Origin of the sequence: Halomonas citrativorans (genome assembly GCF_014898005.1) — a bacterium.
GTDB classification, from domain to species: domain Bacteria; phylum Pseudomonadota; class Gammaproteobacteria; order Pseudomonadales; family Halomonadaceae; genus Vreelandella; species Vreelandella citrativorans.
This window is the reverse complement of record NZ_JABUYX010000047.1, coordinates 1-5,075: the sequence shown is the minus strand read 5'-3', so window position 1 is coordinate 5,075 and position 5,075 is coordinate 1. Positions and strand designations below refer to the sequence as shown.

The following is a 5,075-nucleotide window of genomic DNA, read 5'->3' as shown; positions in this document are numbered from 1 at the left end:
GAATATACGCTCGCAGTCGACATAGCCGCCATGACCTTTTGTGCTTGCAAGCGAGGAGGAGTCCATATACGCGCTACGAATTTGCGCTATTTTCGGATCCAGCAAGAATCGTAGCGCGTGGTAACGTTTTGCGAGGAACGAGTAAATAAGGCACCCGCGGGTGGCGGCGCAAGCCGCCTTGGCTTGTGCCTCCGTGCTATTGCACCCCGCCACCCAACCCCGGCAACGCTTCGCGTTGCTCCCGCGGGTGCGCTGGCGCTTACCACGCGCTACGAATTTGCGCTATTTTCGAATCCAGCGAGAATCGTAGCGCGTGGTAACGTTTTGCGAGGAACGAGTAAATAAGGCACCCGCGAGTGGCGGCGTAAACCGCCTTGGCTTGTGCCTCCGTGTTTATGCTTTGCACTTCATCACCCGGCAACGCTTCGCGTTGCTCTCGCGGGTGCGCTGGCGCTTACCACGCGCTACGAATTTGCGCTATTTTCGGATCCAGCGAGAATCGTAGCGCGTGGTAACGTTTTGCGAGGAACGAGTAAATAAGACACCCGCGAGTGGCGGCGCCAAGCCACCTTGGCGTTGTCGCCGTGCCTGTATCCATGCCTTGTAACACACCACCTGGCAGCGCTGCGCGCTGCTCCCGCGGGTGCGCTGCGCTTACCACGCGCTACAAATTTGCGTTATTTTCGGATCTAGCGAGAACCGTGCCGCGTGGTAACGTTTTGCGAGGAACGAGCAAATAAGGCACCCGCGTGAAGCGGGTGCCGACTTTCGTGTTGGGTTAAAAGTGGGGTTTAAGCGCTATCCAGCGGCGTTGGCGGTAGCTATCCTGCCCCGCTTCCAAAAGCGTCATCGAGCGTAACGCGGCTTCGATATCTACCGGTAGCGCAGCACGGCCTTGGAGAGCCTCGACGATTCCCTGGTAATAGGCCAGGTAGTTACCCGGCTGAGTAGGATGCTCATGGCTTGTCAGTGATGCCTTTTCACCCTGCCCTTCGCGCAGCGTCAACGTGCCTGGGGTATCTTCTCCCCAATTAACGGCAGGCACTTCCCCTGCCTTCAGGCGATCTTCTTGAGGGTCCAGACCGTATTTTATATAGCTGCCTTGCGTGCCATGTATCCGAAAACGCGGTGTCGCTTCGGCCACTAGCGCACTGGCGCTTAACTGAACACGCCGGTCATCGTAGGCCAGCAGCGCGAGAAAATCGTCATCGGCTTGCGCGCCATCGCGGCGTGTGCCCAGCTCCAGCAAAATGGCGTTGGGCATCCCAAACAACTCACATGCCTGATCCAGCAGATGTGGCCCCAGGTCAAACCAGAGACCGCCACCCGCCGTGGCTTTCTCGCGCCAGCGGTCGCGTACTTCTGGTTTGAACCTATCAAAGCGCGATTCGAAACCGGTCACACGTCCTAGCGTGCCTGTCTCAAGCAAAGCCTTAACCGTTAAAAAATCGCTATCCCAACGGCGATTATGAAACACCGAGATCAAACGCTCTTTCACCACGGCCAGCGATTTTAACTGCTTGGCTTCTGACAGCGTCACGGTAAACGGTTTATCCACCACCACGTGCTTGCCCGCAGAAAGTGCCATTTTGGCAAGCTGAAAGTGGGTATCGTTGGGGGTAGGAATCACAATAAGGTCAATATCGTAACGCTGGCATAATGCCCGTGCCTCGTTCTCGACCTCTACATCAGGCAAATCCGCCTGCACCTTAGCGGCGTCGCTTGAGGACACCGCGACCAAATCCAGGCCTTCCGTGGCCTGAATGAGCGGTACATGAAACGTTTTACTCGCGAACCCATAACCTACCAGGCCCACATTGATCGTTGCTTTCATAATGCTCCTTGCGAACGTTTAATCGAGCTTGGAAAGATCGCGCACCGCTCCTTTGTCAGCGGACGTCGCTAACAGTGCATAGGCCTTTAGCGCAGGCGTCACTTTGCGGGGGCGCTGCTCGACCGGTTTCCAGGCCTCTTTTCCTTTGGCATCCATCGCTTCGCGACGAGCGGTAAGCTCAGCATCGGAAAGCTTGACGTTAATCGTGCGGTTGGGGATATCAATGATGATGGTATCGCCCTGCTCCACCAGGCCGATTGCGCCCCCCGCTGCCGCTTCCGGCGATACGTGGCCAATGGACAAACCCGAGGTCCCCCCCGAGAAGCGACCATCGGTCAGTAGCGCGCAGGCTTTGCCCAGCCCTTTGGATTTAAGGTATGAGGTTGGATACAGCATTTCCTGCATGCCGGGACCGCCTTTAGGGCCTTCGTAGCGAATCACCACGACATCACCCTCTTTTACCTTGCCATCCAGTACGTTGGCGACCGCCTGGTCTTGGGACTCCACGACGTGAGCCGTGCCTTCAAACAGTAGAATCGAATCATCAACACCGGCAGTTTTAACCACACAGCCGTCCAGCGCGATGTTGCCGTAAAGCACGGCCAGGCCGCCCTGGGTTGAGAACGCGTGCTCCAGGTTACGAATACAGCCAGTCGCTCGGTCACCGTCCAGGCTTGGCCAGCGCGTGCTTTGCGAGAAGGCCGTCTGGGTGGGCACGCCACCAGGACCTGCTTTAAAGAACTCAACCACTTCCGGGCTGGGTGAGCGCATGATGTCCCATTCGTCCAGCGCGATCTTGAGACTATCACCGTAAACCGTGGGCACCGAGGTATCCAGCACGCCCGCGCGATCAAGCTCACCCAGGATCGCCATGATGCCACCCGCCCGGTGCACATCTTCAATGTGGTACTTTTGGGTGTTGGGCGCCACTTTACACAATTGAGGCACTTCACGGGAAAGCTGATCGATATCCGACATGGTGAAGTCGACTTCCGCTTCTTGTGCGGCCGCCAGCAGGTGCAAAATGGTATTGGTGGAACCGCCCATGGCGATATCCAGGGTCATCGCGTTACGAAAAGCGGCTTTCGAGCCAATCGCGCGAGGCAGCAGGTGCGCCTCATCACCTTCGTAGTAACGCTTGGCCAACTCAACAATCTTGTGGCCGGCGTTTTCAAACAGACGACGACGGTCCGAGTGCGTTGCTAGCACAGTACCGTTACCCGGCAGCGCCAGGCCAAGCGCTTCGGTCAGGCAGTTCATTGAGTTGGCGGTAAACATGCCTGAGCAGCTGCCGCAAGTGGGGCAAGCGCTACGCTCAACTTCGGCCAGCGTTTCATCATCCACGCTGTCGTCAGCCGCCATTACCATGGCGTCTACCAAATCCAGGCCATGATTTAACAGCTTGGTTTTGCCGGCTTCCATCGGCCCGCCTGAGACAAAGACGACCGGAATATTCAGGCGCATGGCAGCCATCAACATGCCAGGGGTGATCTTGTCGCAGTTGGAGATACAGACCAACGCATCGGCACAGTGCGCGTTACACATGTACTCAACACTGTCGGCGATAATGTCGCGGCTGGGCAGCGAGTACAGCATGCCGTCGTGGCCCATCGCAATGCCGTCATCGACGGCAATAGTGTTGAATTCCTTGGCTACGCCACCGGCTTTCTCAATTTCACGCGCAACCAGTTGGCCCATATCTTTCAGGTGGACGTGACCGGGGACAAATTGGGTAAACGAGTTGGCGACCGCGATAATAGGTTTGTGAAAATCGTCATCTTTCATACCCGTGGCGCGCCATAAAGCGCGGGCGCCAGCCATATTACGGCCAGCGGTGGTCGTACGGGAGCGATACTCAGGCATAGTGTCCTCTACATCTTTTTTTTGGCCCGCTGCCAACTCGGCGGTGGGCAGGTGAATCCAGCGCCCATGATTGTGGCATGAGCGCTGCCCACAGCGCCAGATGTAGTGTCCGACGAGATTAATCCGCTGACGCGTTTCTAAGATGCCACCCTGGAGGGTGGCATCTATCACGTATGGGAGTCTTGAGGCGTTAGACGCTTAAAACTCTTCCCACTGCTCGTGCTGAGGCTGGGCGGCGAGTTTACCAAGTGCGGCATTACTGGCGGCAGGCAGTTGCCTGGTTGTTTTCTGCTGAGCCTTATGCGTAAACGAAAGCTTATCGCGGGCGGCCTTGGCACTCTCTTCTTGAAAGCCTTTTAAGCGGAACGCATCGACCACGTTGGCCAGCTCAAAGGCTTCTAGCGCCAGGTTGTCAGCTGACGCCGCGATGGACTGCACTTTTGATGCATTTTGCTGTGTCACATGGTCCATTTCAGCGACGGCTGAATTAATTTGTCCGATACCGCTGCTCTGCTCATTAGAGGCTGCACTAATGGATTCCATTAACACGCTGACACGGTTTACCTGCTGCATCACATTTTCAATGGCGCGCTCTGCCTGCTCTACAGCACTCCGCCCGCCGCTGACCTCTTGAGTAGTACTGTCGATCATTTTGCGAATTTCCTGGGAAGCCGTCGCGCTCCGCCCCGCTAGATTACGCACTTCGCTGGCGACAACGGCAAAGCCACGGCCATGATCGCCCGCGCGGGCAGCCTCGACGGAGGCATTGAGCGCCAGTATGTTGGTCTGAAACGCAATGCCATCAATCACGCTGATCATTTCGGTCATTTTTTCTGCGCTTTGAGCAATGCGCTGCATACGCTCAACCAGGGCTTCCATCTGTTTGCCGGTATCGCGTGTGCTGTCGGCATTTTGCATGGCAAGCTCGGTTGCCTGGCGCGCATTTTCAGTATTCTGCTGCACGGTGGAGGTCATCTCTTCCATGCTGGCAGCGGTTTGCTGAAGCGATGATGCTTGCTGCTCGGTCCGCGATGAAAGCTCTTCGTTTTCAGCAGCAATCTGCCTAACGGCCGGGGTCACGATCGACACTCGACTATCCAGATCAGTGACGATACTGGCCAAACTAAAGCGCATGGTATCCAGTGAGTAGAGCAGCTCTCCGAGCTCGTCGTGGCTGGTTTGCTTGTTGCTGGCCGCCAGGTTCCCTGCCGCAATCTGAAAGGTCAAGTGGCGCGCACCCGCTAAGCCGTTGAGTACATTGCGTAGATTGACGTCCTCCCCGCCCTAAAGGACGGGGATTCCAACTTCTTGAGGGCAACGTCCTGCCCCGAGGCTGAGGATATTCCGGGCCGCATTCACGTCCCGGTCGTGGAGTACA

The 5,075-nt window shown here is 56.8% G+C and carries 3 protein-coding genes; all 3 read right to left on the bottom strand.

From position 1 onward, the window contains the following. Positions 1-778 precede the first annotated feature (778 nt). Positions 779-1,834 carry an oxidoreductase gene (locus tag INT20_RS17755; RefSeq protein WP_193057436.1) on the bottom strand — a complete coding sequence of 352 codons (1,056 nt, stop codon included), beginning with the start codon at positions 1,832-1,834 and terminating at the stop codon, positions 779-781. 18 nt (positions 1,835-1,852) lie between these two features. Then, on the bottom strand, positions 1,853-3,697 hold the full coding sequence (gene ilvD, locus INT20_RS17750; protein WP_193057437.1) for a dihydroxy-acid dehydratase: 1,845 nt from the start codon (positions 3,695-3,697) through the stop codon (positions 1,853-1,855). A gap of 198 nt (positions 3,698-3,895) precedes the next feature. Beyond that, positions 3,896-4,924, bottom strand: a complete 1,029-nt coding sequence (locus tag INT20_RS17745) for a methyl-accepting chemotaxis protein (RefSeq protein WP_407647911.1) — start codon at positions 4,922-4,924, stop codon at positions 3,896-3,898. Positions 4,925-5,075: the final 151 nt, after the last annotated feature.